General features: G+C 65.0%; 29 protein-coding genes. 18 read left to right on the top strand and 11 right to left on the bottom strand.

The window, feature by feature from the left end; genetic code table 11:
• Positions 1 to 117: 117 nt before the first annotated feature.
• On the bottom strand, positions 118 to 1,299 hold the full coding sequence (locus tag XI08_RS21890) for a GNAT family N-acetyltransferase (protein ID WP_271575931.1): 1,182 nt from the start codon (positions 1,297 to 1,299) through the stop codon (positions 118 to 120).
• Between the two features lie 130 nt (positions 1,300 to 1,429).
• On the opposite strand from XI08_RS21890, the gene XI08_RS21895 reads away from it, so the two are divergent.
• Positions 1,430 to 2,470, top strand: a complete 1,041-nt coding sequence (locus XI08_RS21895; protein WP_271575932.1) for a polysaccharide deacetylase family protein — start codon at positions 1,430 to 1,432, stop codon at positions 2,468 to 2,470.
• A 5-nt stretch (positions 2,471 to 2,475) separates the two neighbouring features.
• On the opposite strand, the gene XI08_RS21900 is transcribed toward XI08_RS21895, so the two are convergent.
• Entirely contained in the window at positions 2,476 to 2,694 is a 219-nt protein-coding gene (locus XI08_RS21900; protein WP_092180772.1) for a DUF2842 domain-containing protein, read from the bottom strand.
• 123 nt (positions 2,695 to 2,817) lie between these two features.
• On the opposite strand from XI08_RS21900, the gene XI08_RS21905 reads away from it, so the two are divergent.
• A complete protein-coding gene (locus XI08_RS21905) occupies positions 2,818 to 3,900 on the top strand; it encodes a COX15/CtaA family protein (RefSeq protein ID WP_271575933.1) in 1,083 nt (360 codons plus the stop codon).
• On the opposite strand, the gene XI08_RS21910 is transcribed toward XI08_RS21905, so the two are convergent.
• The 4 genes from XI08_RS21910 to XI08_RS21925 form a co-directional block, all read right to left on the bottom strand.
• Positions 3,901 to 4,245 (bottom strand): hypothetical protein, encoded by a 345-nt coding sequence (locus tag XI08_RS21910; RefSeq protein WP_271575934.1) that lies wholly within the window; start codon positions 4,243 to 4,245, stop codon positions 3,901 to 3,903.
• A gap of 180 nt (positions 4,246 to 4,425) precedes the next feature.
• The gene (locus tag XI08_RS21915) at positions 4,426 to 5,706 is read right to left on the bottom strand and encodes an O-acetylhomoserine aminocarboxypropyltransferase (protein WP_027547380.1); all 1,281 of its coding nucleotides are present in this window, start codon (positions 5,704 to 5,706) and stop codon (positions 4,426 to 4,428) included.
• Between the two features lie 137 nt (positions 5,707 to 5,843).
• Positions 5,844 to 6,428: a CoA-binding protein gene (locus tag XI08_RS21920; protein WP_027547379.1), complete on the bottom strand. Its 585-nt coding sequence runs from the start codon at positions 6,426 to 6,428 to the stop codon at positions 5,844 to 5,846.
• A gap of 108 nt (positions 6,429 to 6,536) precedes the next feature.
• Entirely contained in the window at positions 6,537 to 7,361 is an 825-nt protein-coding gene (locus tag XI08_RS21925) for an enoyl-CoA hydratase (RefSeq protein ID WP_271575935.1), read from the bottom strand.
• An 85-nt stretch (positions 7,362 to 7,446) separates the two neighbouring features.
• Between XI08_RS21925 and XI08_RS21930 the strand changes: the two genes are divergently transcribed.
• The 6 genes from XI08_RS21930 (at position 7,447) to XI08_RS21955 (ending at position 11,122) form a co-directional block, all read left to right on the top strand.
• Positions 7,447 to 7,875: a PaaI family thioesterase gene (locus tag XI08_RS21930; RefSeq protein ID WP_271575936.1), complete on the top strand. Its 429-nt coding sequence runs from the start codon at positions 7,447 to 7,449 to the stop codon at positions 7,873 to 7,875.
• 158 nt (positions 7,876 to 8,033) lie between these two features.
• On the top strand, positions 8,034 to 8,498 hold the full coding sequence (gene rplM, locus XI08_RS21935; RefSeq protein WP_015685724.1) for a 50S ribosomal protein L13: 465 nt from the start codon (positions 8,034 to 8,036) through the stop codon (positions 8,496 to 8,498).
• A 1-nt stretch (position 8,499) separates the two neighbouring features.
• Entirely contained in the window at positions 8,500 to 8,979 is a 480-nt protein-coding gene (gene rpsI / locus XI08_RS21940) for a 30S ribosomal protein S9 (RefSeq protein ID WP_011087725.1), read from the top strand.
• Positions 8,980 to 9,209: 230 nt separating this feature from the next.
• On the top strand, positions 9,210 to 10,430 hold the full coding sequence (locus XI08_RS21945) for a GGDEF domain-containing protein (protein WP_271575937.1): 1,221 nt from the start codon (positions 9,210 to 9,212) through the stop codon (positions 10,428 to 10,430).
• A gap of 56 nt (positions 10,431 to 10,486) precedes the next feature.
• Positions 10,487 to 10,723 carry a hypothetical protein gene (locus XI08_RS21950; protein WP_027547374.1) on the top strand — a complete coding sequence of 79 codons (237 nt, stop codon included), beginning with the start codon at positions 10,487 to 10,489 and terminating at the stop codon, positions 10,721 to 10,723.
• A gap of 102 nt (positions 10,724 to 10,825) precedes the next feature.
• The gene (locus XI08_RS21955) at positions 10,826 to 11,122 is read left to right on the top strand and encodes an antibiotic biosynthesis monooxygenase family protein (RefSeq protein WP_027547373.1); all 297 of its coding nucleotides are present in this window, start codon (positions 10,826 to 10,828) and stop codon (positions 11,120 to 11,122) included.
• 17 nt (positions 11,123 to 11,139) lie between these two features.
• Here the strand turns inward: XI08_RS21955 and XI08_RS21960 are convergent, their stop codons facing one another.
• Positions 11,140 to 12,279: an AI-2E family transporter gene (locus tag XI08_RS21960; RefSeq protein ID WP_271575938.1), complete on the bottom strand. Its 1,140-nt coding sequence runs from the start codon at positions 12,277 to 12,279 to the stop codon at positions 11,140 to 11,142.
• A gap of 137 nt (positions 12,280 to 12,416) precedes the next feature.
• Between XI08_RS21960 and XI08_RS21965 the strand changes: the two genes are divergently transcribed.
• Positions 12,417 to 13,121 (top strand): hypothetical protein, encoded by a 705-nt coding sequence (locus XI08_RS21965; RefSeq protein WP_271575939.1) that lies wholly within the window; start codon positions 12,417 to 12,419, stop codon positions 13,119 to 13,121.
• Between the two features lie 90 nt (positions 13,122 to 13,211).
• Positions 13,212 to 13,985: a gamma-glutamyl-gamma-aminobutyrate hydrolase family protein gene (locus XI08_RS21970; protein WP_027547370.1), complete on the top strand. Its 774-nt coding sequence runs from the start codon at positions 13,212 to 13,214 to the stop codon at positions 13,983 to 13,985.
• Between the two features lie 98 nt (positions 13,986 to 14,083).
• On the opposite strand, the gene XI08_RS21975 is transcribed toward XI08_RS21970, so the two are convergent.
• Positions 14,084 to 14,302 (bottom strand): hypothetical protein, encoded by a 219-nt coding sequence (locus XI08_RS21975; protein WP_084302658.1) that lies wholly within the window; start codon positions 14,300 to 14,302, stop codon positions 14,084 to 14,086.
• Positions 14,303 to 14,481: 179 nt separating this feature from the next.
• Between XI08_RS21975 and pdhA the strand changes: the two genes are divergently transcribed.
• From pdhA to XI08_RS22005, 6 genes are all read left to right on the top strand, one after another.
• Positions 14,482 to 15,579 carry a pyruvate dehydrogenase (acetyl-transferring) E1 component subunit alpha gene (gene pdhA / locus XI08_RS21980; protein WP_271575940.1) on the top strand — a complete coding sequence of 366 codons (1,098 nt, stop codon included), beginning with the start codon at positions 14,482 to 14,484 and terminating at the stop codon, positions 15,577 to 15,579.
• Positions 15,572 to 16,552: an alpha-ketoacid dehydrogenase subunit beta gene (locus XI08_RS21985; RefSeq protein ID WP_271575941.1), complete on the top strand. Its 981-nt coding sequence runs from the start codon at positions 15,572 to 15,574 to the stop codon at positions 16,550 to 16,552. The genes pdhA and XI08_RS21985 overlap by 8 nt, the downstream gene beginning before the upstream one ends.
• Before the next feature lie 21 nt (positions 16,553 to 16,573).
• Positions 16,574 to 17,668, top strand: coding sequence for a dihydrolipoamide acetyltransferase family protein (locus tag XI08_RS21990; protein ID WP_027547367.1), 1,095 nt, complete (start codon positions 16,574 to 16,576; stop codon positions 17,666 to 17,668).
• A 146-nt stretch (positions 17,669 to 17,814) separates the two neighbouring features.
• Positions 17,815 to 19,188: an NfeD family protein gene (locus XI08_RS21995; protein ID WP_271575942.1), complete on the top strand. Its 1,374-nt coding sequence runs from the start codon at positions 17,815 to 17,817 to the stop codon at positions 19,186 to 19,188.
• Positions 19,185 to 19,946 carry a slipin family protein gene (locus XI08_RS22000; RefSeq protein ID WP_027547365.1) on the top strand — a complete coding sequence of 254 codons (762 nt, stop codon included), beginning with the start codon at positions 19,185 to 19,187 and terminating at the stop codon, positions 19,944 to 19,946. The genes XI08_RS21995 and XI08_RS22000 overlap by 4 nt, the downstream gene beginning before the upstream one ends.
• A 129-nt stretch (positions 19,947 to 20,075) precedes the next feature.
• Positions 20,076 to 21,164 (top strand): asparaginase, encoded by a 1,089-nt coding sequence (locus tag XI08_RS22005; protein WP_271575943.1) that lies wholly within the window; start codon positions 20,076 to 20,078, stop codon positions 21,162 to 21,164.
• A gap of 102 nt (positions 21,165 to 21,266) precedes the next feature.
• Here the strand turns inward: XI08_RS22005 and glnA are convergent, their stop codons facing one another.
• Positions 21,267 to 22,676 carry a type I glutamate--ammonia ligase gene (gene glnA, locus XI08_RS22010; RefSeq protein WP_011087712.1) on the bottom strand — a complete coding sequence of 470 codons (1,410 nt, stop codon included), beginning with the start codon at positions 22,674 to 22,676 and terminating at the stop codon, positions 21,267 to 21,269.
• Between the two features lie 153 nt (positions 22,677 to 22,829).
• Complete coding sequence (locus XI08_RS22015) at positions 22,830 to 23,168, bottom strand: P-II family nitrogen regulator (RefSeq protein WP_007603495.1); 339 nt, start codon at positions 23,166 to 23,168, stop codon at positions 22,830 to 22,832.
• A gap of 379 nt (positions 23,169 to 23,547) precedes the next feature.
• Between XI08_RS22015 and XI08_RS22020 the strand changes: the two genes are divergently transcribed.
• Together XI08_RS22020 and XI08_RS22025 are read left to right on the top strand one after the other, a co-directional pair.
• On the top strand, positions 23,548 to 25,047 hold the full coding sequence (locus XI08_RS22020; RefSeq protein WP_271575944.1) for an NAD(P)H-hydrate dehydratase: 1,500 nt from the start codon (positions 23,548 to 23,550) through the stop codon (positions 25,045 to 25,047).
• A complete protein-coding gene (locus XI08_RS22025; protein ID WP_271575945.1) occupies positions 25,047 to 25,484 on the top strand; it encodes a GNAT family N-acetyltransferase in 438 nt (145 codons plus the stop codon). Before XI08_RS22020 ends, XI08_RS22025 begins: the two co-directional genes overlap by 1 nt.
• Position 25,485: 1 nt before the next feature.
• Here XI08_RS22025 and XI08_RS22030 read toward each other — a convergent pair whose 3' ends face one another.
• Positions 25,486 to 26,802, bottom strand: coding sequence for a multicopper oxidase family protein (locus XI08_RS22030; protein ID WP_271575946.1), 1,317 nt, complete (start codon positions 26,800 to 26,802; stop codon positions 25,486 to 25,488).
• Positions 26,803 to 26,909 lie beyond the last annotated feature (107 nt).

Raw genomic sequence — 26,909 nt, forward strand, 5'->3', positions numbered from 1 at the left:
ATTGGCAGGCAATTGCCGCGACTAAGGCCTTCTCTCGTGACGTCTTCAGCCTCAAAAGCCAATAACGCAACAGGCCCGCAAGGGGAGAAGGGAAGGGCAGCTCGCAAGTGGTGAGAGCTACCCGAACGCCTGCCGCAGCCGTCGCGCCAGATCGAACAGCATCTGGTTCTGCTTCACCAGCCGCTTGCCGTGGCTGACCGAGGACATCGCCATTGCCGCAAGCTTGCCGCGCGAGGTCAGCGGCACGAAGCTGTCGAAAATGTCCTCGTCGTCCTTGCAGAACATCCGCTTGTAGTCGTCCGAGCCGATGCCGAGGTCGAGTGAGCGGTAGCCGCGCTCGGCGTAGCGGTCGATGATGTAGCGCATCAGGATCAGGCCCGGGCTATAGCGGGCGTGCTCGGACATGGTGTAGGTGTTGAACATCATCGAGAAGCGCTGGCCGTCGGCGACGCCGGCGAAGATCGCGATCACCTCGTCGTCGCATTCGAGCGCGTGGATGTCGATGACACGGCCTTCGCCGCGCGGCGACAGGCAGGCGCTGCGGACGAACTGCTCGACGCCCGGCTCGGCGAAGACGTCGGGCAGTTTCTGTTCGGCCATCCGCACCGGCTTGACGCGGAAGAACCAGTCGAGCAGGCGGGTGACGTCGGCGTCGGTGGTGGCGAGGTGATAACGATAGCCGGCGAGCGCCTGGAGCTTCTTCTCCTTGCTCTTGAGGCGGCGGCGGAACGAGTTGCTGATCCGCGATGCGGGCGGGCCGCCCGGCTCCATCACCAGCAGCGGGCAGCCGTTGATCGCACTCTGCCGCGGCAGCAGCGCGAACGGGTTCTGCTGATCGTCCCAGCTCAGCGGCTGCTGCGTCAGCGAGAGCACGTCGACATGCTCGCGCAGCGGAGCAAGCAGCGCGTCGAGATCGGCGGCGACGGCCTGTGCCGCGAACTCGGCGTTCCACAGCCCCATGTTGTAGGTTGTATGCTTGCCGCCCATGAAGCCGGCCGTGCGCACCCCGTGGCCTTGGCGCAAGGAGAACGGCAGCAGCACCAGCGGCCTGCGCTCGACGTCGCGGGCGATCACGATGAAGGGGCGGGCGCCATCGCGGCCGCCGACCAGCCGCTGCCAGGGACTGAGCAGGTCGAAGCGCTGGTAGGGCGTGAAGAGGTGGCCGCTCTCCTCGAAGGCGCGCCAGACCGGCTCGGCCTCGCCGGGATCCCGGACGATATCGACATGCGCGATACGGCTCGCTTTCGACCGCGCTGGCGCTTCTGCCGTCCGGCTTTGCATCGCCGCAGCCATGGTCATTCGCGAAACCTGTCGAGAAATCAAAAATGTACGTATTTCGGCCTGTGGCCGACCTTTGCAAAGAAATGTCAACAAAGGGTAATGACAATGGACGAGGGAACGGGCCGCCGGCGAGCGCGAAGGTGGGATATTGGCATCCAACGACAGATGGCTGGAACGGCTGCGCCTCGAGCTGACCTGGTTCACCGGCCAGGCTGCGCTGCGCAGTCGTGGGGCCGGCGCCATCCTGCGCTTTGCGCACGTGCGGCCGCGGCGGCGCGGCGGGTTTCAGCCCCTGCGCGAGAGCGAGATCACGCCGCAATTCCTCGACCGTGCCATTCGGGCGCTGAAGCGCTGGAACTACGACATTCTCGGCATGGACGAGGTCTGCCGGCGTGCGGTGACGCTGCCGGAGAAGCGGCGCTTCGCGGCGCTCACCTTCGACGGCGCGCCTAAGGATCTCATCACGTTCGCCTATCCGGTGCTGGCCCGCCACGCCGTACCGTTCACGATCTATGTGCCCACCGCGTTTCCCGATGGCGTCGGGGAAGCCTGGTGGCTCGGGCTCGAGCAGGTGATCGCGCGCGAGAGCCGCATCAGCCTGATGATGGGCGAGAAGGAGCAGCGCTTCACCGTCACTGATAATGCCGAGAAGCGGGCGTTGTTCTCGCATCTCGAGAGCTGGCTGCGCTCGCTGCCGCCGGCGGATGTGTCGGCTGCGATCGCCGATCTCTGCACGCGCTACCGGATCGATCTCGCCAGGCTCTCGCGCGAGGCGTCGATGGATTGGGAGGATTTGGCGAAGCTTGCGGCCGATCCGCTCGTCACGATCGGCAGCGCGACCGTGAACTATCCCGTTCTCGCCAACATGAAGGACACGGCGGCGCTGCGCGAGATGACGATGGGCAGGGTGGTTGCGGAAGCGGCCTTCAACCGCGAGATCAGGCATCTCGCCTTTCCGTTCGGCGATCGCGCCTCGTTCCGGCGCAGCCACGTGGTGATGGCGGAGGAGGCGGGCTTTGCCAGCGCGGTGTCGACCATACCGGGCATCGTGGATGCGGAAGGGCGAACCAATCTGCGCGCGCTGCCGCGGATTTCCTGGGACGGCCGGGTGCGCTCGCTGCGCATGCTGCGCGTGCTGGTGTCGGGAATTGCCTTTGCGCCGGTGAAACCGACGGGCCGCGCTGCGTAGGAGCGTTACGCCGACTTGGCGCGATCAGGCCGCTGCATCCAGCTCACGATCGGCATCGCCGGCAGCACCCAGCCCATGCCGACCACCACGTAGTAGATCGCCTGCCGCCAGCCGGATTCGGCGATCCACGGCATCTGCGCCAGCGCCATGCCGAGCAGGGCCCAGACCGTGGCCAGCACCAGGAGCAGGATGGCGCCGAGGAACTTGCGGGTGCGGATCGTCATGACGGAATGCTGCGGCTTTCGCGTAACTTGCGCTGCGGGAGCGGGGGACTATAAGGGGCACGCAATCCGGTTCAAGCCTCTTGGTTCAAGTCTCTTTGGCACAAGGTTTGGTTTCGCCCTGAAATGACGACGAATTCCGCCCCGTCCGAGCCGTATCGCGCCGTGCGCTGGTGGCTGATTTCCGTGGCCGCGCTGATCGCGCTGATGGTGCTGGTCGGCGGCGCGACGCGGCTGACGGAATCCGGTCTCTCGATCGTCGAATGGAAGCCGGTGACGGGTAGCCTGCCGCCGCTCTCGGAGGTGCAGTGGGCCGAGGCGTTCGAGGCCTACAAGAAGATCCCGCAATATCGCGAGCTCAACGTGGGCATGAGCCTGTCCGAGTTCAAGGAGATTTTCTGGTGGGAGTGGAGCCACCGGCTGCTCGGCCGCTTCATCGGCGTCGCCTATCTCTTGCCGTTCCTGTTCTTCCTGTGGCGCGGTGGCCTGTCCGGCGAGTTGAAGCGCAGGCTGTGGCTGCTGTTCGCGCTCGGCGGGCTGCAGGGAGCGGTCGGCTGGTGGATGGTGGCCTCGGGTCTCACGGGGCGGGTCGAGGTGTCGCAATATCGGCTGGCGACGCATCTGGTGCTCGCGCTGCTGATCTTCGCCGGCATCGTCTGGACGGTACGGCGACTGGCCGACCGGCCGAAGATCGCAGGTCCCGCGCGGCTGCGGTTCACAAGTGCGCTGCTGCTCGTCGCGACCTTCGTGCAGATCTATTTCGGTGCGCTGGTCGCTGGCCTGCGCGCCGGGCGCGCCTACAACACCTGGCCGCAGATCGACGGTGCGCTCATTCCCTCTGCCGAGCGGCTGTGGTTCGAGACGCCGTGGTGGCGCAACATGTTCGACAATGTGCTGACGGTGCAGTTCGAGCACCGCATGACGGCCTATGCGCTGTTCGTGCTGGCGGCGCTGCACGCGTTCGATGCGGTGCGCTCGCGCGCAGGTTCAGCTGCGAGCGGCGCGCTGTGGCTGTTCGCGGCGGTGAGCCTGCAAGCTCTACTCGGCATCCTCACGCTGCTCAACCAGGTGCCGATCGGGCTCGCGCTCGCGCACCAGGCGGTTGCGATCGTGGTGCTCACGCTTGCGGTGATGCAGGTGGAACGGCTGGCCTCGCGGCAATCTGCCGAGGCGCAGCCGCGTGTGGTCCCTGTCAGTCAGCCCGGCTGATCAGCAATAGCCGTAGACGCCGCACGCGTAGGGCAGGCGCCAGAAATAGTCGACCTGCTTGCCGCCGTAATACGAGCCCTGATAGTCGTAGTCCCAGGGGCGGCCGTAATAGCCCGGCAGCGTGTGAGAGCCGGGCAGGAGCGGCGTGCCCGGCAGGTTGCGGATGTAGCTGCCGATGCCATAGGCCGGCGAGATCAGCGCATCCGGATCGGTCTCGACATAGACCTGCGGCGCCTCCTGCGGCGGCGCGGCGGCCCGCCGCTTCGGCGTGGCCCGAAGATCGGCGGCGAGCGCGCTTGAGAGCGTCAGCATCGCCGCAAGGGCAGGCACCATCCAGCGCAGCATCGTCGGCTCCGAATCAAAGGGCGATCCAAAGACGATGTATGCGGCAGATGTGGTTAATGACTGTTAACGAGCCCCGTCATTCCGGGGCGGTGCGAAGCACCGAACCCGGAATCCAGAGATGACCCGGCCACGTCGAGATTCCGGGTTCGCGCTACGCGCGCCCCGGAATGACTCGGAGGCTTACCCGCCCAGCGCCTGCTCCAGGTCCGCGATCAGGTCTTCCTTGTCCTCGATGCCGATCGAGAGCCGCACCACGTCGGGGCCGGCGCCGGACTTCACCTTGGCGGCGTCGTCGAGCTGGCTGTGCGTGGTCGAGGCCGGATGGATCACCAGCGAGCGGGTGTCGCCGACATTGGCCAGATGCGAGAACAGCTGCAGCTTCGACACCAGGCTGACGCCTGCGTCATAGCCGCCCTTCAGGCTGAAGGTGAACACGGCGCCTGCGCCCTTCGGCGCGTATTTGCGCGCAAGCTGGTTGTACTTGTCGCTGGCAAGGCCCGCATAGCTCACCGAGGCCACCGCCGGATGGCCGGCGAGGAATTCGGCGACCGCCTTGGCGTTGTCGCAGTGCTTCTGCATGCGCAGCGGCAGCGTCTCGATGCCGGTGAGGATCATGAAGGCGTTGAACGGCGACAGCGCCGGCCCGAGGTCGCGCAAGCCGAGCACGCGGCAGGCGATCGCGAAGGCGAAATTGCCAAAGGTCTCCTGGAGGCGGATGCCGTGATATTCCGGCCGCGGCTCCGACAGCATCGGATATTTGCCGCCCGCCGACCAGTCGAACGTGCCGGCATCGACGATGATGCCGCCGAGCGAATTGCCGTGGCCGCCCAGAAATTTCGTCAGCGAGTGCACGACGATGTCGGCGCCGTGGTCGATCGGCCGGATCAGGTAGGGCGAGGCCAGCGTGTTGTCGACGATCAGCGGCACGCCCGCCTTGCGCGCGACCGTCGAGATCGCCTCGATGTCGGTGATGCTGCCGCCGGGATTGGCGATGGACTCGATGAAGATCGCCTTGGTGCGCGGGGTGATGGCGCGCTCGAAGCTGGCGATGTCATCGGAATCGGCCCACACCACGTTCCAGCCGAAGCTCTTGAACGCGTGCGTGAACTGGTTGATCGAGCCGCCATAGAGCTTTCGCGCGGCGATGAACTCGTCGCCGGGCTGGAGCAATTGCTGCAACACCACGACCTGCGCGGCGTGGCCGGAGGCAACGGCCAGCGCGGCCGTGCCGCCTTCGAGCGCCGCGACGCGCTCTTCCAGCACCGCGTTGGTGGGGTTGCCGATGCGGGTATAGATGTTGCCGAACGCCTGCAATCCGAACAGCGAGGCAGCGTGGTCGGCGTCGTTGAAGACGAAAGAGGTCGTTTGATAAATCGGAGTCGCGCGCGCACCGGTCGTCGGGTCGGGCTGTGCACCGGCATGCACGGCGAGGGTTGAAAATCCCGGAAGGCGATCGCTCATTGAGGGCGTCCTGTTCTTGTGGTCTGAAATCGCGCGGCATGCTGATCGGCGCCGCTGCTGGCGTCAAGGCGCGACTTCACAACGGACGATCGTGCTGCGTATTGTCGCGTTCGCGAAACGAATCCTTCGCAGTTGCGTCAGCTTTGTTCGCTCTTGTTTTTGGCGGCACGATCGGATGCCGCGGTATCGCCACCGCCGACACTCATCCGATTGAGGGATAGCCGCATCCCTTGCGTCGGCGCCGGCGCGCGCTTGGAGCTGAGCGTGCGCGAATTGACGCCCATCCAGGAGATCTCGGACGACAAGCGGCCATATTCGATCTTGGGGCAGCGGTTCATCACGACCTTGATGCCGGCCGCTTCCGCCTTCGCCGCCGCAACGTCGTCACGCGCGCCGAGCTGCATCCAGATCACCTTGGGCAGCGGATCGAGCCTCAGGGCTTCCTCGACCACGGGCATGATGTGGCTGGAGTTGCGGAAGATGTCGATCATGTCGACGGGACGGCCGATGTCGGACAGCGAGGCGACGAAGGGCTTTCCGAGCAGCTCCTTGCCGACATGGCCGGGATTGACCGGAATCATGTCGTAACCACGCTGCGCCAGATATTTGAATGCGAAATAGCTCGGCCGCACATTGACCGGCGAGGCGCCGACCATCGCGATCGTCTTCACGCTGTTGAGGATGGCGCGGATGTAATTATCGGGATAGGCGTCGTGATTCATGTGATCCTTCATTCGTCATTCCGGGCGGCTCGAAGAGCCGACCCGGAATCTCGAGATTCCGGGTTCGATGCTTCGCATCGCCCCGGAATGACGGCGTAAGAAATACAGCTATTCATCCCGCCATGTCGGCGCGCGCTTCTCGATGAAGGCGCCGATGCCTTCCTCGGCGTCGCGCGCCATCATGTTCTCGGTCATCACCTCTGCCGCATAGCGATAGGCGTCCGCAAGGCTCATCTCGGCCTGGCGATAGAACGCCTCCTTGCCGAGCTTGACCGTGTAGGCGGATTTCAGCGCAACCTGTTCCGCCAGCGCAATCGCGGCGCTGCGCTCGGTACCCGCTGTCACGACGCGATTGACGAGCCCGATCTCGCGGGCGCAGGCGGCCGGGATCGGCTCGCCCGTGAGCAGCATCTCCATCGCCTGCTTGCGCGGCACGTTGCGCGACAGCGCCACCATCGGCGTCGAGCAGAACAGGCCGATGTCGACGCCCGGCGTGGCGAAGCTCGCCGCTTCCGAGGCGATCGCGAGATCGCAGCTTGCGACGAGCTGGCAGCCGGCGGCGGTCGCGATGCCCTGGACGGCGGCGACCACGGGCTTTGGCAGATGCACGATCGCCTGCATCATCGCGCTACAGGCGTTCATCATCTCGGCGAAAAAGGCGCGGCCGCGATCGGGGTCGCTGCGGCGCGCGGTCAATTCCTTCATGTCGTGGCCGGCGGAGAAGGCCGGACCGTTGGCGGCGATGACGGCGGCGCGGATGCGCTTGTCCTCGGCAATTGCGTTGAAGCTCGCATGCAGCTGGCCGATCATCGCCGCCGACAGGCTGTTGCGCGCGGCGGGGCGGTTCAGCGTGAGCACGGCGACGGTGCCGACGATCTCGCGCAGCAGGATCGGCGGTTCCGGGGAGGGGGTGCGGGCGGGCTGGACGGACATTGAACGTTTCCAGTTGGATTATTGCAATTGGATGATGCAGATAACCTAATGTAACAGCGGACGTGAAGCGAGGGCGAGGCGGAGCATGGCGTTAGCGAAAATGAGCGTGGCGGAGGTCGAGCAGTTTCTCCGCGGCGAGTTTCCCCAGGCCTTCAGCGGCGACGACATCACGATCGAGAGCGCGGACGGCCAGACCTGCCTGCTGCGCCAGCGCTACAGCGAAAGGATGCTGCGGCCGGGCGGAACCGTGTCCGGCCCGACGCTGATGGCGCTCGCCGATTTCGCGATGTACGTGGTGCTTTTGTCCGCGATCGGGCCGATCGGGCTCGCGGTCACCACCAATCTCAACATCAACTTCCTGCGCAAGGGCCAGCCCGGCCAGGACGTTCTGGCCGAGGCTCGGCTCCTCAAGCTCGGCAAGCGGCTGGCGGTCGGGGAGGTGAACCTGCTGTCGGGCACCTCGCCCGATCCGATCGCCCATGTCATCTCGACCTATTCCATTCCAAATGTTTGAGCTTTTAGCAGGTAATATAGCACCATATTTTTAAGTTATTGATTGTACATATGTAATTTCCGTCTTCGGGCATTGACCGTTGCGCGTCTCTTCTCTAGAAAACCGCGCAGTCCGGTGCGGTGTTCGCGCCGATATCTCCCGTCCACGGAAACTCCGATATGAAAACCTTTTCGGCAAAGCCGGCTGAGGTGACGAAGAAGTGGGTGCTGATCGACGCCAAGGGTCTGGTCGTCGGCCGTCTCGCCACCATCGTCGCCATGCGCCTGCGCGGCAAGCACCTCCCGACCTACACCCCCCACGTTGATTGCGGCGACAACGTCATCATCATCAACGCGCAGCATGCGGTCCTCACCGGTCGCAAGCGCGAGCAGAAGACCTACTACAAGCACACCGGCTATGTCGGCCACGTCAAGGAGCGCACCGCGCGCCAGATCCTCGAGGGCAAGCATCCCGAGCGCGTGCTCGAGAAGGCCGTCGAGCGCATGATCCCGCGTGGTCCGCTCGGTCGCGTGCAGATGGGAAATCTCCGTGTCTACGGCGGTGCCGATCATCCGCACGAGGCGCAGACGCCCGAGAAGCTCGACATCGCCAAGTTGAACCGCAAGAACACGAGGGCCGCATAACATGGCCGAATCCATTCAGTCGCTCGACCAGCTCTCGCAGCTCAAGACGGCGGCGGCGCCCGACGCGCCCAAGCACGAGAAGAAGGTCGACAAGTTCAACCGCGCCTATGCCACCGGCAAGCGCAAGGACGCGGTCGCCCGCGTCTGGATCAAGCCGGGTGCCGGCAAGGTCACGGTCAATTCGCGTGAGGTCGAGGTCTATTTCGCCCGTCCCGTGCTGCGCATGATGATCGAGCAGCCGTTCTCCGTGGCCCAGCGTTCCGGCCAGTACGACGTGATCTGCACCGTCGCTGGCGGCGGTCTGTCCGGCCAGGCCGGCGCCGTCCGTCACGGCATCTCCAAGGCGCTCACCTATTTCGAGCCGGAGCTGCGCACCGTGCTCAAGAAGGGCGGCTTCCTCACCCGCGACTCCCGCGTGGTCGAGCGCAAGAAGTACGGCAAGGCCAAGGCCCGCCGGTCCTTCCAGTTCTCGAAGCGTTAATCGCTTCGGTCACATTCGCCGCGAAAGCGGCTTCAATGAGATGCAAAAGGGCGCTGATTTCAGCGCCCTTTTTGTTGTTCGTTTGTATGCAAATTGACGACGTGTTTCCCGAAAACTTGCGGCCGCGTGAAAACCTGAATGGAACCCGCGGGAACCTAGCGTCGCATTTGGAAGGGCGCGCAAATCGGCTGGGCCGATCGCGTAACTGCTATGTTTTCAAGGGGGCCGACATGATGTCGCTCGATAGCATCACGCTCTATTTGGTTGCCACCATGGTCGCCGCACTGCTCGGCGCCATGATGGTGTTCTTCGGTAAGCAGGAGGACAGTCCTGCGCTGAAATGGTGGGGCACCGCCTATCTCCTCGGCGCGGCCTCGGTCGCATTGTGGACGGCGGCAGGCGACAGGCTGGGGCCGCATCTCTATCTGGCATTAAATGCCGTCGGCTTCGTCGCCTGCGGCATGGTGTGGAATGCGGCGCGCGTCTTCCACGGCCGCAAGCCGAACTGGCCCGGCCTCGTGCTCGGCGCGCTCGCCTGGGCCGCGGCCGCGACGCTGCTCGATCCCGCGGCGTCCATGCTGCGCATGATCATCGGCGCCGGCATCGTCTCGGTCTATGCGGCGCTGACCGCGAGCGAGCTCTGGGTCGAGCGGCGCAAGAGCCTGCAACGGCGCTGGCCGGCCTTCGTGGTGCCGGTGATGCACGGCTGCGTGCTGATGCTGCCGATCCTGCTCGGCAGCTTCCTGCGCCCGCACGATGCCGGCTTCTCCTCGAGCATCTGGGTCACCGTGTTCGCGGTCGAGCTCGTGCTCTACGCCGTCGGCACCGTGTTCGTGATCTTCATGCTGGTGTCGGAGCGTACCGTCACCGCGCACCGGACCGCCGCGTCGACCGATCCCCTGACCGGCATGCTCAACCGCCGCGGCTTCTCGGAAGCCTGCGGCCGCGTGATCGACCGCGAGGCCAAGGCCGGGCGTCCCGTGACCGTGATGATCTTCGACATCGACCACTTCAAGTCGATCAACGACCGCTTCGGCCATCCCGCCGGCGACGAAATGCTGAAACTGTTCTCGACCGTGGTGGTCAGCAATCTGCGCATGACCGACCTTTCCGGCCGCATCGGCGGTGAGGAATTCGCGGCGCTGCTGCCGTGTTCGCTGGAGGAGGGCGTGCTGGTTGCCGAGCGCGTGCGCGAGGCGTTCGAGACCTCCGGCATCGTGGTCGATGAAGGCCCGGTCGATACCACCGTCAGCATCGGCGTGGCCGGTGGCCCGGCCGGCACCGAGCTCGAGGTGCTGCTGGCCTCGGCCGACACGGCGCTCTACCAGGCCAAGCGCGGTGGCCGTAACCGCGTCGAGGCGGCGGAGGAGCTGCCGCTGTCGCTGGAGAACTGGCGCCGCCAGAGCGCCGCGCGGATCGGCGCGCCGCAGGCGCGTCCGGTTACGGCTTGAGGCAAAGGGCCCTGCGGTAACCCTCTGTTTACCATTCGATCCCTACCATTCCGGTCATGGAATCGATCCGTCGACAGACCCCGCAGACCGCCCTGATGTCGCTCGAAGCCCAAGCCGCCTCGGCGCGAGGCGGCTTCGCTTGTCTGTTCTCGACCGCAGAGGAATACGAGACGGCGCTGATCACCGAGCGCCGCGCTCAGGGACGCTACACGCAGAGCCGCAGCTATTGGCCGCTCGTGCTGTTCGTCGGTTGCGCGCTCGTCGTGGCAGGCATCGTTCTGCTGTTCGCCTGACAGACCCGCAGTTTCCGGCCAGCCAGGGCGCCGTTTCGGCGCCTTTTTCTTTGGGGCGGGGTGCGGTAGACACGCCCATCAAGCAAGAAGGGTGGAAAACCGATGATCACCGAGATCGCGCAAATCGACGTCAAGCCGGGCAGCGAGAAGGATTTCGAGGCCGCCGTGGCCAAGGCCAAGGCCGCGTTTGGCCGCTCCAAGGGCTTTCACGGCTTCGAGCTGCACAAGTCGATCGAGAAGCCGCAGCGCTATCGTCTGATGGTGAAGTGGGCGACGCTGGAGAACCACACCGTCGATTTCCGCGGCTCCGAGAACTTCACCGAATGGCGCGGCCTCGTCGGCCAGTATTTTGCCGCGCCCCCCGAGGTCGAGCACACCGAGACCGTGCTGGCGACCTGAGGCTACTTCACGACGCCTTACGCCGCCTCTGCCAGAGGCGGCGCCTCATATGTCTTGAAATGGTCGATCATGACCTTGGCGATGGCGACCAGTGGCAGCGCCAGCGCCAGGCCCCAGATCCCAAACACGACGCCGAGCAGGATCTGGAACGCGAACAGCGTGGCCGGCGGGATGTCCAGTGCCTGCCGCTGCAGGATTGGCGTCAGCACATAGCTCTCCATCGCGTGCACGCCCATGAACAGGAGGAAGGCCGACAGTGCCGGAATCCAGCCCGAGGCGAGGCTCGCCAGCACCACGACGACGCCGGCAATGATGGCGCCGACGGTCGGAATGAAGGCGAGCAGGCCCGCCTGAATCCCCAGGATGAACGAGCCCGGGATGCCGATGATGGCAAGCCCGATCCAGGTCACGACGCCAACCGCAATCATCACGACGATCTGCGCGATCAGCCAGCGTTCCAGCGTCTCGCTGATGCGGTCGATGATCAGGGTGACGCGGGTGCGATGCCTCGCCGGCGCGAGGAACAACAGGCCGTCGTGATAGACGCTGGGCTGGGCGGCGAAGGACAGCCCCAGGAACAGCACGATGAAGATGTTTCCCACGCCGTGGATGGTGCCGAGCAGCAGCTTGAAGGTCTGGCTCACAATCGCTCCACCGCTGGAGGCCAGCGCGCCGGCGCCAGGCAAGGGACCGCGCGGGGGCGCTGCGGGTGAGGGTGTCGAGTCCGATGCCGGATTGGCCGAGGCGTCAGACGCAGCGTTGCCGAGATCGAAGAAGCTGGTGTCGATCCCGTGGTTTTCCAGGAAGGTCTTCACGTTGCCGATCTGCGACTTGATGGTCTTGCTCAGCAGCGAGGCCTGCTCGGCGATGGTGGCGCCGCCGAGATAGGCGACGCCTGCGAGCAGCACCGCAAGCACGACGCAGACGATCGCGAGCCGGACCGGATGCGGCAGGTGCACGCGGCGGCCGAGCGCGTTGGTCAGTGCGTTGAGGGCGACACCGAGCAGCATGCCAGTGAAGATCAGCAGCAGGGTGGTTGCAAAATACCAGGTGAAGACCAGCATCGCCGTGAACAGCACGACGCCGATGCCGCCGACCGAAATTGCCCAAGCCAGATCGGTGCGGGTCGAGGAGCGTTGGTCTGCGAGGATGGTCACATCATGTCCTTTTCGGCGGCTGCGGGCGGGGCACTCTTTCGAGAAAAGCGCTTCCGATCAAGACCGCGTCAACGCGCTGGTTTGACGCTGCCGCGCGAACGGTGCAGAGCGATGAGGACAGAACAGGTGGGGGGCGCTTGAGTTTCATTAGCAAGTGGGCCGGTCTGCTCGGGCTTCTGGCGGTGATCGTGATCGGCGACCAGATCCGGATCAGCCGGCCCGGCCACAAATATCGCCTCACGGTCGAGGTGACGACGCCTGACGGGATCAAGACGGGGGCCGGCGTTCTGGCTGTCGTGCCTGACCGCAACTATAACCGCGGCGGCCGCACCACGATGCGCGGGGAGGCTGTGTTCGTCGACCTCGGCCGAGGAAAGAACCTGGTGGCTTTGCTGGCGCATCAGCAGGGCGGCAAGCTCGACCTCGACGACATCAACTACGTCGCACTGCGTGCCTATGGCGCTGCGCGCGGCAACCGCGTCTCGTTCAACGATATCAGCCGGCAGGCCGGCATTGTCCCAGTGCAGGGGGAGCTGATCCCGGTGCTCGTCAGCTTTGGCGATCCCCGAGATCCCCAGACCGCGCGCCCTGTCGCCGGCGACCATGCGGATACGGTTCTGGGCGACGGCTACGCCGTCCGCGGCCTCACCGCCGAGGTGGTGCCCAATGGCTTTTGGCCGATCGATTTCGGTGGCGCGCTCGGGGAGCCCGTGACGCGCGGAATCGAGGCGAAATTGCCCTGGTTGGGCGTGCCCGGTGAGGCGGCGGCGACTGCGCTGAAGGCGGCCGGCCTGCCCGTCGTGGGGACAACCGAGGCCCGGGAGGCATTTGCGCGAAAATAGCATTGCCGTCCCGCGATCCCTTCTGTTGAATTTGTTCCACCCCAAGGGCATGTTTGGAGAATCTTCTTACGCGGGAGGTCGGAACGGGAGATGAGAAAGCCGGTCGTCGGCGTGATCGGGAACGCCCATCGCGTCGAAAATCGATTTCAGGTCCAGATGGTCGGCGAGCGCAATTTGCGCGCTGTGGCCGAGGTTTCCGGCGGCCTGCCGATGATGTTTGCGGGAGCGCCCGACATCACCGATATCGGCGCGCTGCTCGACGTGGTCGACGGGATCGTGCTCACCGGCGCCCGCGCCAACGTCCATCCGACCCGCTTCAATGTCGACCCGTGCGAGCGGCACGAGCCCTACGACATCCACCGCGACGAGGTGGCACTGGCGCTCTCCGTTGCCTGCGTGTCCCGCGGCATTCCGCTGTTCGGAATCTGCCGCGGCCTGCAGGAGATGAACGTCGCCTTCGGCGGCTCGCTGCATCCGGAGATCCGCGAAATCCCCGGCCGCATGAATCACCGCATGCCCAGGCTCGAGAACGGCGAGATTCATCCCGATCCGACCGTGGTGTTCGCCGACCGTCACGACGTCGACCTGACGCCCGGAGGCGCCTTCGCGCAGCTGCTCGGCTGCGAGAAGATCAGGGTCAATTCGCTGCACGGCCAGGGCATTCTCGATCCCGGCAAGCGCGTGCTGATCGAAGGCGTCGCCGAGGACGGCACCATCGAGGCGATCCGCATTGCGGAAGCCCCGACCTTCGCGCTCGGTGTGCAATGGCACGCCGAATACGACCCCCAGCGCAATCCGATCAACCGCAAGCTGTTCGAGGCGTTTGGAGAGGCGATGGTCGTACGCCAGCGTGCGACCGCGTAGCGCGCATCGTGCGGCGGGGAAGGCGTGCCCCGTTTGATGAGCAGGCGGGATCGTTCGAACCGCTCTTGAGGTTGCGATCCCTGGCGGTTGACCGCGCGTCAGCCGTGCGTGAAGTCGCCGGGTCTTAGTCCGAGCGCTTTAACGGCGACTTCCGGAAGCGGTCCATATGCTTCGACCCGCTCATTCGGGGCCATTATGGCTGCGATGATCGCGGTGGCCCTTGCCGGATCTCCTTCGGCCACAAAGAAAACCGAGCGGACGGGCGCGCCGCCGCCCAAAGGTTCAGTTGTCACCAGCACAACCTGACCATTTGCCATTGTCTCCTATACCTCCGTTACGACCTCGTTTCCATGATCGTATGGATCGACCGCCACCAAAGTGGCGGTGCAGCAGCGATCGGCGCGCCGGAGCTAATCCTCCAGTGGTATTGCATCGTGTCGGCACAAACGCCACCTGACTGAGTTGTAGAAGGCACAATCGCTCCGGGAGTGAGAGCGTGGCCAGCCGAAGGGTAAACCAGGACCTTCCCGTCATCGCGCGCTTCGAGGTACGTCGTCGCAACTACCTTGCGCCGGACGGCTCGATCCAGCGGCCGCTGCCTGCCTTCGCCTCCGACGCCAAGCGTCTGGTTGCGCTTTACCGGTCGATGGTGCTGCTGCGCCTGTTCGACCGAAAGGCTGTTGCGTTGCAGCGCACCGGCCGGCTTGGGACTTACGCCGTTTCGCTCGGTCAGGAGGCTGTGTCGGTCGGGATTGCCAGTGCGATGCGGGAGGAGGACGTGTTGTTGCCGTCCTATCGCGACAACGGTGCGCTGCTCTGGCGTGGCGTCAAACTGGAGGAGATCCTCCTGTTCTGGGGCGGCGACGAGCGCGGCAATCAGTTTTCAGGACCGGTTCACGATTTCCCATTTTGCGTTCCGGTCGGCTCCCAGGCGCCGCATGCCACCGGCGTCGCCTATGCCCTCAAGCTTCGCAAGGAATCGCGCGTCGCCGTCTGCCTGTTCGGCGATGGCGCCACCTCGAAAGGTGACGTCTACGAAGCGATGAACTTTGCCGGCGTGCATAGATTGCCGCTCGTTTTTGTGGTGGCCAACAATCAATGGGCCATCTCGGTGCCGCTACGTCTGCAGACGGCTTGCGAAACGCTGGCCCAAAAGGCGATCGCCGCAGGCTTCACCGGTGAGCAGGTCGACGGGAATGACGTGGTGGCGGTGCGCGCCGCGGCTGAAGAGGCCATTGCCGCCGCCCGTGACGGCAATGGTCCTCGCTTCATCGAGGCGGTCACCTACCGGCTCGGTGACCACACGACCTCCGACGACGCAGCGCGCTACCGTTCGGCCGAGGAAGTCCAGGCGCGTTGGAAGGAAGAGCCGATCGCGCGGCTGCGGGCCTATCTCGTCGCCCAGAAGATGTGGGGCAAGGCAGAGGAGGAGCAACTCGCCGCCGAATGCCATGAGCACGTCGAGGCGGCGGCCGGACGCTATCTGGCAACAGCACCGCGCCGGCCGGAGACCATGTTCGATCACCTCTATGCAGATCTGCCCGAGGTCTATGCCGCGCAACGCCGCGAACTCGCGGGAGACCACGATGCCTGAGGCAACGCTGGTGGAAGCCATCAATCTGGCGCTCGGACGCGCGATGCAGGATGATCCCGATGTTGTCGTGCTTGGCGAAGATGTGGGCGTCAATGGAGGCGTCTTCCGCGCGACCGCGGGCCTGCAGAAGCGTTTTGGCGCAGAGCGCGTCCTTGACACGCCGTTGGCCGAGCTGCTGATCAGCGGGCTCTGCGTCGGCATGGCTGCGCAGGGGCTGAAGCCCGTGGGCGAGATCCAGTTCATGGGGTTCATTTACCCCTGCCTCGACCAGTTGGTGAACCATGCGTCGCGATTGCGCAACCGGACTCAGGGACGGCTCACCTGTCCAATGGTACTGCGCACGCCGCACGGGGCCGGCATCCGCGCGCCCGAGCATCATTCCGAAAGCACCGAGGCGATGCTCGCCCATATTCCCGGCTTGCGCGTCGTCATGCCGTCGTCGCCGGAACGCGCCTATGGACTTCTCCTTGCCGCCATCCGCGACCCCGATCCCGTGGTGTTTCTGGAGCCGACGCGCCTCTACCGCGCGGCCAAGGGCGAGGTCGAGGACAATGGCGAAGCCTTGCCGCTGGATGTCGCCTTTGTCCTGAGGGAGGGGCGCGACCTCACGCTGATCAGCTGGGGCGCCATGCTGAAGGAGACCATGGCTGCAGCCGATGCACTGTCGACTGACGGGATCGCCGCCGAGGTCATCGATCTCGCCACGCTAAAACCCTATGATGAAGACACCGTGCTCGGTTCGGTCGCAAAGACCGGCCGCTGCGTGATCGTGCACGAGGCGGCGCGCACCGGCGGATTTGGCGCCGAGATCGCCGCGACGATCGCCGAACGCAGCCTGTCGTCGCTGCTTGCACCTGTCACCCGCGTCACGGGCTACGACACGATCGTCCCCATGGCACGCCTTGAGCAATATTATATGCCTTCGGTCGAACGCATCGTGACTGCCGCCCGCAAGGTCTGCCAGTTCAGCTAGATTGCAATGGAATCTTGGCCCATGCGCCAGTTCACGCTGCCGGATCTTGGAGAGGGGCTTGAGGAGGCGGAGATCGTCAGCTGGTATGTCGGCGAAGGCGATCACGTCGTCACCGATCAGCCGCTCGTTTCCGTCGAAACCGACAAAGCGGTCGTCGAGATCCCGTCGCCGTCGAGCGGGCGCATCGCGCGCGTGTTTGGCACCAAGGGCGATATCGTGAAGGTCGGCATGCCGCTCGTCGAATTTGCCGAGGGCGCCGAACAGGACACGGGCACCATCGTTGGCGAACTCGGCGGCGACGAGGCCGCGCGGGCGGCAACGATCGCTACTGCACAACCGGCCGGACCGCAGGTGTTCCCCGCGGTACGCGCGCTCGCGCAAAAGCTCGGCGTCGCGCTCGAGCTCGTCGAGGGCACTGGTCCCGGCGGTACCGTTACGCGGGCCGATGTCGAGCGGGCTGCCAAGGGCACGTCCGACACGGGGCCTGCCGAGCCGCTGCGCGGGATGCGGCGCGCGATGGCGCAACGCATGGCGGCATCCCATGCCGAGATCGTCCCCGCCACTGTCACCGACGAAGCCGACATCGACGATTGGCGGCAGGGCGAGGACGTGACGATCCGCCTCGCGCGGGCGATCGCTGCCGCCTGCAAAGCCGCCCCCGCGCTCAATGCCTGGTACAATTCAGGTACGGGAGAACGGCGGCTGATCGACCGCGTCGATCTCGGGATCGCCGTCGATACCGAGGGTGGCCTGATTGTTCCCGTGCTGCGCAATGTTGCCGCGCGCGAGGTATCCGACTTGCGGGCTGGCCTCGATCGTCTGCGGGCGGACGCCATCGCGCGCGCGATACCTCCGGAAGAACTGCGCGGCGCCACGATCACGCTGTCGAATTTCGGAATGATCGGAGGCCGGTTTGCCAATCTGATCATCGTGCCGCCGCAGGCGGCAATCGTAGGTGCTGGCCGAATCTCGGAACGGGCGGTCGCGCATCGGGGCCAGCTCGCGGTCAGGCGCCTTTTGCCGTTGTCGCTCACCTTCGACCATCGTGTTGTGATGGGCGGCGAAGCCGCGCGTTTCCTGGTTGCACTCAAGTCGGATCTCGAGCGGGCTTCATGAACCGCGCGACTGCACCGCAGGCAGCAAAAGTCCCTCGACCGACCTGCACCATTGCACTGCACAACGACGCGCGTGATCCCTCATCCCGATCCGGGCATTGAGGTTCCGAAGCGGAACACCATATCTTCGGCAAGGGAGCCCTTGCCGTGCAGATCATAAAGGCGGCCCTCGTTGCGGCGATCGGCATCGTCGCTTTGTCCTGTCTCCATCCCGGCTCAGCGGAGGAGAATCGCCGTCTTGCACTCACTGTCACGATCGATGGAGCCATTGGCCCGGCGTCGGCGAGTTACGCGAAGGAGGCCTTGGTCAAGGCAGGCGAACGACACGCCGAGATCGTGATTCTGAGAATGAATACGCCCGGTGGTCTCAACTCCAGCATGCGCGAGATCATCGCGGATGTGCTGGCCTCGCCGATTCCTGTCGTCGGTTACGTCGCCCCCTCCGGCGCCCACGCGGCGAGCGCGGGGACCTATATCCTTTATGCGACCCACATCGCGGTGATGGCGCCGGGCACCAATATTGGCGCCGCGACGCCGGTGCAGATTGGCGGGCCGCTGCCGGGACTTCCGAGCGGACCAGCGGACAAGGATGGCAAAGACAAGAAGGACGAGCCGAAGGACGCGATGACGGCGAAGGTGACGAACGATGCCGTCGCCTTCATCCGCAGCCTCGCCGAGCTGCGTGGCCGCAACGCGGACTGGGCCGAGAAGGCGGTCCGTGAGGCCGCCACGCTCTCCGCCAACGCCGCGCTGGAGGCTCATGCCATCGATCTCGTCGCGCGCGATCAGGCCGAATTGCTGAGACAGCTCGATGGTCGCGTGGTCGAGGTTGCAGGCGGCAAGACGCAACGGCTGATGACGAAGGATGCCGTCGTTGAAGCCATCGATCCCGGACCGATATCCCGCTTCCTGGCGGTGATCACCGATCCGAACGTGGCGTTCATTCTCCTGATGGTCGGCATCTACGGCTTGATCTTCGAGTTCATGTCTCCCGGTGCCGTCGCCCCCGGAGTCGTCGGCGCGATCTGCCTGCTGATCGGCCTCTATGCGCTCAATCTGCTGCCGATCAATTATGCCGGCCTCGCCCTGATGTTGGTTGGACTTGTGCTTCTCACCATCGAAGCCTTCAACCCGACCGTGGTGATCGGGCTCGGAGGGATCGTCGCTTTCGTGCTGGGCGCGCTGATGCTTTTCAGGGGCGAGGCGCCGGGCTACCACCTGTCGTGGTGGGTGATCGGCATCACTGCGGCTGTGTTCGTTGGCTTTGCGCTCGTCGTGCTTGGTTCGCTCCGGCGCGTCGGTAGGGCTCCTGCACGGGTCGGCGCGCAGGCCATGCGCGGCTTGCCCGCCGAGGTTCTCGACTGGAATGGGAACGAAGGTCATGTCTTCGCCCATGGTGAGCGCTGGCAGGCGCGCGGCGCCGAAACGTTCAAGCCCGGAGAGAGGGTCGAAGTCGCCAACATCATCGACCTGACGCTGCTGATACGGCGCGCACCAACAGGCGAGGGAGGTACGTCATGATGCTGGAATATCTGACTTATGCGGCGCTCGCGTTGCTTGTCATCATGTTCCTGTCCCAGGCTATTCGAATCCTGCGCGAATACGAGCGTGGCGTCATCTTCACGCTCGGCCGCTTTACCGGCGTGAAGGGCCCGGGCCTCATCATCCTGATTCCGATCGTGCAGCAACTCGTGAAGGTGGATCTGCGGGTGATGGTGCAGGTCGTGCCGCCGCAGGACGTGATTTCGCGGGACAACGTCTCCGTCAAGGTCAACGCCGTTCTGTACTTCCGCATCGTCGACCCCGAACGGGCCATCATCAAGGTCGGCGATTACATGGCCGCCACTAGCCAGCTCGCCCAGACCACCTTGCGCTCGGTGCTCGGCAAGCACGAACTCGACGAGATGCTGGCCGAACGCGACAGGTTGAACGCCGACATCCAGGAGATCCTCGACAAGCAGACCGACGTCTGGGGCATCAAGGTCACCGGGATCGAGATCAAGGACATCGATCTCAACGAAACCATGGTGCGCGCGATTGCCAAACAGGCCGAGGCGGAGCGGTTGCGGCGGGCCAAGGTGATCAATGCGATGGGCGAGCAGCAGGCTGCCGAAAAGCTCGTCGAGGCCGGCCGGATTCTCGCGCAGGAGCCTCAGGCGATGCAGCTACGTTATTTCGCGGCCCTGCACGACATCGCGGGCGAACGGTCGTCGACCGTCGTCTTCCCGCTGCCGATGGGCCTGCTCGACCATTTCTTGCCGCGGCGCGACAACCCGTAGCCAAAAGCGGCGGGATGACCCATCTTCGGCCCAAATGCACGTGTCGAATATTGCTCCCAACTTAAACGGGAGGAAAATTCGATGACGAAGCACGCCGCCAGACCAGCAAGCCGACGCCGAAATCGGACATTGACGCTCACCGTTCCGCTGGTCGCCCTCGCACTTTGGTCGTGGGAGATCGGTGCGGCGCACGCCGCGGAGCCGGGCAAGGACGCTTCGGCTGCCAGCCTGCCGCGCATTCTCGTGCTTGCGACGGGAGGCACCATCGCAGGCCAGGCCGACCCGCGTGCGACCGGCGCGTACAAATCCGGCCAGATCACCGGCGAACAGCTGATGCAGTCGGTGCCAGGGCTGGACAAGCTGGCAAAGCTGAACGCCGAACAGATTTCGTCGATCGGGTCCCAGGACATGAACGACAAGGTCTGGTTTGCGCTGGCCCGTCGCATCCAGGAGGCCTTCGACAAGAATGAGGCCGACGGCATCCTCATCACCCACGGCACGGACACGCTGGAGGAGACCGCGTTCTTTCTCGACAATGTGGTGCGCGGCGACAAGCCGGTGGTGATCGCCGGCTCGATGCGGCCGGCGACGGCCGTCAGCGCGGACGGCCCGGGCAATCTGTACGAAGCGGTGCAGGTGGCGGCCGATCCACGTTCTCGCGGGCGCGGCGTCATGGCCGTGTTGAACGACAAGATTCAAGGAGCCCGCTCGGTCACCAAGACCAACACTACGAGCATCGAGACGTTCAGCTCCCCCAATGACGGCCCGATCGGCTATGTCGACACCGCGGGCGGCATCCGTTTCATGGCACAGGCTGCCGGTCTCAAGCGCGCGACCTATCAGCTTCCGGCGGGCGAGCAATTGCCCCGCGTCGAGATCGTCTACTCGCACGCCAACATGGACGCCGTTCCGATCGAGGACGCCATTTCCCACGGCGCCAAGGGCATCGTGCTGGCCGGTGTCGGTGACGGCAATACGTCGAAACCGGCGCTCGATGCGCTCGAAGCCGCCGCCAAGAAGGGCATCCTCGTCGTCCGTTCCACGCGGGTTCGGTCCGGCTTCGTCACGCGGAACGTCGAGGTCGACGATGACAAGAACGGTTTCGTCGTCTCTGAGGATCTCAATCCGCAGAAGGCGCGCGTTCTGACCCAATTGCTGATCGCGAGCGGCGTGACGGCTCCGGCCGAGCTCCAGCGGGCCTTTACGGCGACGTGGTGATCGGACCCATGTGGGTCCTGCTGATTCCGGCAAGGGTCGATCACAAACGAAAAGGCGCTCCTCGCGGAGCGCCTTTTGCCTGTCGCATTCAGTTCGGGCCGCTTAGCCCGAATAGTACATGTCGAACTCGACCGGGTGCGGGGTCATTTCGAAGCGCTCGACTTCGGTCATCTTCAGCTCGATGTAGCTGTCGATGAAGTCGTCGTCGAACACGCCGCCGGCCTTCAGGAACGCGCGGTCCTTGTCGAGGTTCTCGAGCGCCTCGCGCAGTGAGCCGCACACCGTCGGGATCTGCTTCAGCTCTTCCTTCGGCAGATCGTAGAGATCCTTGTCCATCGCCGGACCCGGATCGATCTTGTTCTTGATGCCGTCGAGGCCGGCCATCAGCATCGCGGCGAAGCCGAGATAGGGATTGGCGAGCGGATCGGGGAAGCGCACCTCGACACGCTTGGCCTTCGGCGAAGCGGTGTAGGGGATGCGGCAGGAGGCCGAACGGTTGCGCGCGGAGTAGGCGAGCAGCACGGGAGCCTCATAGCCCGGGACCAGACGCTTGTAGGAGTTGGTCGACGGGTTGGTGAAGGCGTTGATCGCCTTGGCGTGCTTGATGATGCCGCCGATGTAGTGGAGGCAGGTCTCCGACAGGTCGGCGTACTTGTTGCCGGCGAACACCGGCTTGCCGTCCTTCCAGATCGACTGGTGCACGTGCATGCCCGAGCCGTTGTCGCCATAGACCGGCTTCGGCATGAAGGTGGCGGTCTTGCCGTAGATGTGGGCGACTTGGTGGATGCAGTATTTGTAGATCTGCAGATGGTCGGCCATCAGCGTCAGCGTGTCGAACTTCATGCCGAGCTCGTGCTGGGCGGAGGCGACCTCGTGGTGATGCTTCTCGACCTTGACGCCCATCTTGGCCATGGCGCCGAGCATTTCCGAGCGCATGTCCTGCACGGAATCCTGCGGCGGGACCGGGAAGTAGCCGCCCTTGGTGCGGACGCGGTGGCCGAGATTGCCGCCTTCATATTCGGTGTCGGTGTTGGTCGGCAGCTCCGAGGAGTCGAGGCGGAAGCCGGTGTTGTAGGGGCTGGAGGAGAAGCGCACGTCGTCGAACACGAAGAACTCGGCTTCGGGACCGACGAAGACGGTGTCGCCCACGCCCATCGACTTCACCATCGCCTCGGCCTTCTTGGCGATGCCGCGGGGGTCGCGGTTGTAGGGCTCGCCCGTGGTCGGCTCGAGCACGTCGCAGGTGATGACCATGGTGGTCTCTGCGAAGAACGGATCGATCGTCGCGGTCACCGGATCGGGCATCAGGCACATGTCGGACTCGTTGATCGCCTTCCAGCCGGCGATCGAGGAGCCGTCGAACATCGTCCCTTCGGCAAATATGTCTTCATCGATCATGCTGACGTCGAACGTCACGTGCTGCCACTTGCCGCGCGGATCGGTGAAGCGCAGGTCGACGTACTTGACGTCGTTGTCCTTGATCGATTTCAGGACGTCTTTGGCGGTCTTCATGCATACCCCTTTTGGCTCTGCGGGTCGGTTTCCAGATGAGCAGGATTATTCTCGCTTTTGGCGAGTTCGCGCGCGACCGCACAAACGAATTCAGGCCGCCGAAGCAGCCTTATTTCTTGTCAGAGTGTCGCAAAATGCGGGATAGCACCCGGCTCAGATAGCGTCCAGCCCGGATTCGCCGGTTCGGATGCGGATCGCCTCTTCGATATTGGAGACGAAAATCTTGCCGTCACCGATGCGACCGGTCTGCGCAGCGCGGCGGATCGCGTCGATGGCACGCTCGACCAGATCGTCGCCGATCACGATCTCGATCTTCACCTTCGGCAGGAAGTCGACGATGTATTCTGCGCCGCGGTAGAGTTCGGCGTGGCCCTTCTGCCGGCCAAAGCCCTTGGCTTCGGTGACAGTGATGCCCTGAAGGCCTACTTCCTGAAGCGCTTCCTTCACCTCGTCGAGCTTGAACGGCTTGATGATGGCTTCGATTTTCTTCACTGCGCGCCTCCCGGCATTTCGATCAAATAGCAACGTCTCGTCAGGATGCGCTTTTCTCACGCACGATCTTGTCCTCGCTATGCCGGGATCCCTGACCAGTCCGGCACCAACGGCCGGTCACACCCTGATAGACGTCAGTGAGCACGACGAACCGAAGCGGCTTCCTCGAAAGCAGGGTCTATGCCAAGTTGCAAATGCCCTGATTATTGGAGCGTTATCAGCCTTTTAACGAGCATCTCTGATAGGTGGAGCCGACCGGCCCAAAATACCGAAGACTACGAAATAGGCAAACGGTTCAATCTATGTGCAAATCGACGTTCCGCCGGTCAGATCGGCACGGAAGATGCCTGCTGAAGAGGCGTTTGTACAGGGAAGTGGCATGGAAGTTCTGACCAACGCCGAAATGCAGCGCGCCGACCAGCTCTCGATCGCGGCCGGCACGCCCGGCTTCAAGCTGATGCTGAGCGCGGGCCAGGCGGTCGCTGAGGCCGCCAATGCGCTGGTGGAGGAGGGGCCGATCCTGATCGTGGCCGGCCCCGGCAACAATGGCGGCGACGGTTTTGTCGCAGCCGCCGAGCTCGCCGCCCAGGGCCGCGAGGTCTCGGTGATCCTGATGTGCGAGCGCGACCAGCTCCAGGGCGATGCGGCCTCCGCCGCGCGCGGCTGGAAACATCCGGTGCTCCCGTTCAATCCGCAGGCGATCGGAAAGCCCGCGCTGATCATCGATGCGCTGTTCGGTGCGGGCCTCAGCCGCCCCGTCGACGGCGAGGCGCGCGCGATGATCGAGGCGATCAACGCCAACGGTGCCTTGGTGCTTGCGGTCGATCTGCCGAGCGGCATCAACGGCACCAGCGCCGCCGTGCTGGGCGTTGCAGTCAACGCCACCGAGACCGTCACCTTCTTCCGCAAGAAGCCGGCGCACCTGCTGCTGCCGGGGCGGATGCATTGCGGCCGCGTCCGCGTTGCCGACATCGGTATCGACGCGCAGGTGCTGGACGAGATCAGGCCGCAGACCTTCGAGAACGATCCGGATTTCTGGGGCGCGGCCTTTCCGGTGCCGCGGATCGACGGTCACAAATATGCGCGAGGGCATGTGCTGGCGGTTTCGGGCGACGCAGCCGCGACCGGTGCGGCGCGGCTAGCCGCGCGCGGCGCGTTGCGGGCCGGTGCCGGCTTGGTGACGCTGGCGAGCCCGCGCGATGCGCTCGCGATCAATGCGGCGGCGCTGACTGCGGTGATGGTTCGCCCCGTCGACACCGCGATCGAGTTTGGCGAGCTGCTCGGCGACAAGCGCTACAACACCTGCATCATTGGCCCCGGCACGGGCGTCAGCGATCGCACCTGCGATTTCGTCCACACGGCGCTTACCGCGCAACGACACCTGGTGCTGGACGCGGATGCGCTGACGAGCTTTGCCGCGAATCCCGAGCGCCTGTTTGAATCGATCAAGTCCTCGCAGGACAGTGCGGTGGTGCTGACGCCGCACGAGGGTGAATTCCCGCGCCTGTTCTCCGATCTCAGCAACAAGCATCCCGGCCGCTCCAAGCTCGAGCGCGTCCGCGCCGCCGCCGAACGTTCCGGCGCCGTGGTGCTGCTGAAGGGGCCGGATACCACCATCGCCGCGCCCGACGGCCGCGCCACCATCGCCGCCAACGCGCCGCCCTGGCTGGCCACAGCGGGCGCCGGCGACGTGCTCTCCGGCGTCATCGCAGGGCTTTTGGCGCAGGGTGTGCCGGCGTTCGAAGCCGCCAGCATCGGCGTGTGGATGCATGGCGAGGCGGCAAGCGAGGCGGGGCCGGGGCTGATCGCGGAAGACCTGACCGAAACGCTGCCGGCCGTGCACCGGCGGATCTATAATGCGCTCGGGATCGAGTACTAGTGCTAAGGCAGCTCGCGCTCGCCGATATGGGCGCGGCCGCGCAGGTCCATCGGATCGCGTTTGACCGGGCCATGCCGCGGCTCGTCGGGCTGCACACGCCGGACGAAGATCGCTGGTTCTATCGCGAGCATGTCTTCAAAACGTGCCGCGTGTGGGGCCGCTTCGACCAGGACGCACTCAGCGGGCTCATTGCCTTCCGCGATGGCTGGGTCGGGCAGCTCTATGTCCTTCCCGCTGCCCAGGGCCGCGGTGTCGGCACCGAGCTCCTCGATGTCGCCAAGCGTGCCTGCGAACGGCTGGAGCTCTGGACCTTCCAGTGCAACGAACGCGCGCGACGCTTCTACGAGGCCCGTGGATTCGCGCTGGTCGAGCAGACGGACGGGGCGCGGAACGAGGAGAAGGAGCCCGACGCCCGCTACGTCTGGGCGCGCGCATAGCTCACTCCACCGCGTACCAGCGCACCAGCCGCGGCGCGGCCCAGTCGGTCACGACGGATTCGATCAGCCAGCGTCCCGGTGAGGTCGCAGCGAACGCGATACGCTGGGTCTGGCCGGGCTCGACCGCGAGTGTGTCGAGCCAGTAGGGCTTCCAGCCATCGTCGAGGCGGTCGAGCAGGCGGAAGTGGTGGCCGTGCAGGTGGAACACAGCGGTGAGGGGCGCAGGGTTCTTGAGGGTCAGCACGACGGTGCGGCCGGTCCTGGCGCGGAAGGCGGGCGCCGAGGCGGTCGAGAAATTCGCAGGCCGTGCCCAGCCGGTGTCGGGGGCACCGAGCGCGACATCGAACCGCAGGGCGCCTCTGAGGTCGAGCTGGTCGGGCAGGGCATTCGCAGGGAGCGGCTGTGGCGGCGACAGCGGCGCGCGCCGCTCCATCGTGCCGGAGATCGTGAGGTTTCCGATCGGGCGGGCCTCCTTGCCGTCATGCAGCTGAAAGGGGGCCGATGTGGCTGCATCAACAAAGGCGTCGGCACGCGCGCCGGGAGCCAGCACCAGCGCGCCATTGCGCGCCGGGAACGGCTCGGCCGGCTGTCCGTCCAGGGCCATCACGCGGACGTCGTGACTTTCCAATTTGATTGCCAGAACAGTGCGTTGGGAGCCATTGATAAAGCGCAACCGCAGCCGCTCATTGGCCGCGGCTGAGAGCTCACATGAAGTTTGCCCGTTGATCGTATAGAGCGGGGTCGTGTCCTTCGGGTCGCGGCCCGGGGGCAGCGCTGTCCCGTCCGGCCGCAGGCGCCATTCCTCGATCAGCAGAACCTCGTCACGATCGACGGCGATGCGGCTCGTCTCCTCCGCGATGATCGGAAGCGGGCGCGCCGGTTGCTTCAGGCCGTCCTCGAAGAGACGAAAGTCGGTCAGCAGGGTACCGGCGTTTGGTATTGAAATAATTGAAGTTTCAGTCGCATCTGGCGCGGTCGGCGCGCGCCCCCGTAGCGGGTCGGCCGCAGCCGGGCCGTTAAGGCCGTACCAGACTGGCGCAAGTGGCACAGGCAGGTTGTTACGGAACACCACCTCGCAGCGGTCGCCACGCTTGAGATGGACGCCCCTGGTATGGCTTACGGCGGCCAGCTCCCAGACGGGTGTAGGCGGCTGACCCGGCCTCAAGGCCAGGGTCGCCAGGCGGGCCTGGAGGGCGAGCTGGGCGGTCACGGGTGGGACCGCGCCACCGGCCATCAACCCGGCCGCCGAGGCTCCGAGGCCGCCAAGAAGGCCGGCCAAAACCTCGCGCCTCGTCGGGTCAATGATCCGCGGTTTCATGGCCCGATCCGGACCACGCCGCGCTGGATAAGTCCAGCCATCGTGCCTACTTGAAGCCTGCCGCCATCAGGCCATTTTTTTGCTGCGAACAGTCAGGCGCATGCTAT

The organism is Bradyrhizobium sp. CCBAU 11361, from assembly GCF_028128935.1.
GTDB lineage: Bacteria > Pseudomonadota > Alphaproteobacteria > Rhizobiales > Xanthobacteraceae > Bradyrhizobium > Bradyrhizobium niftali.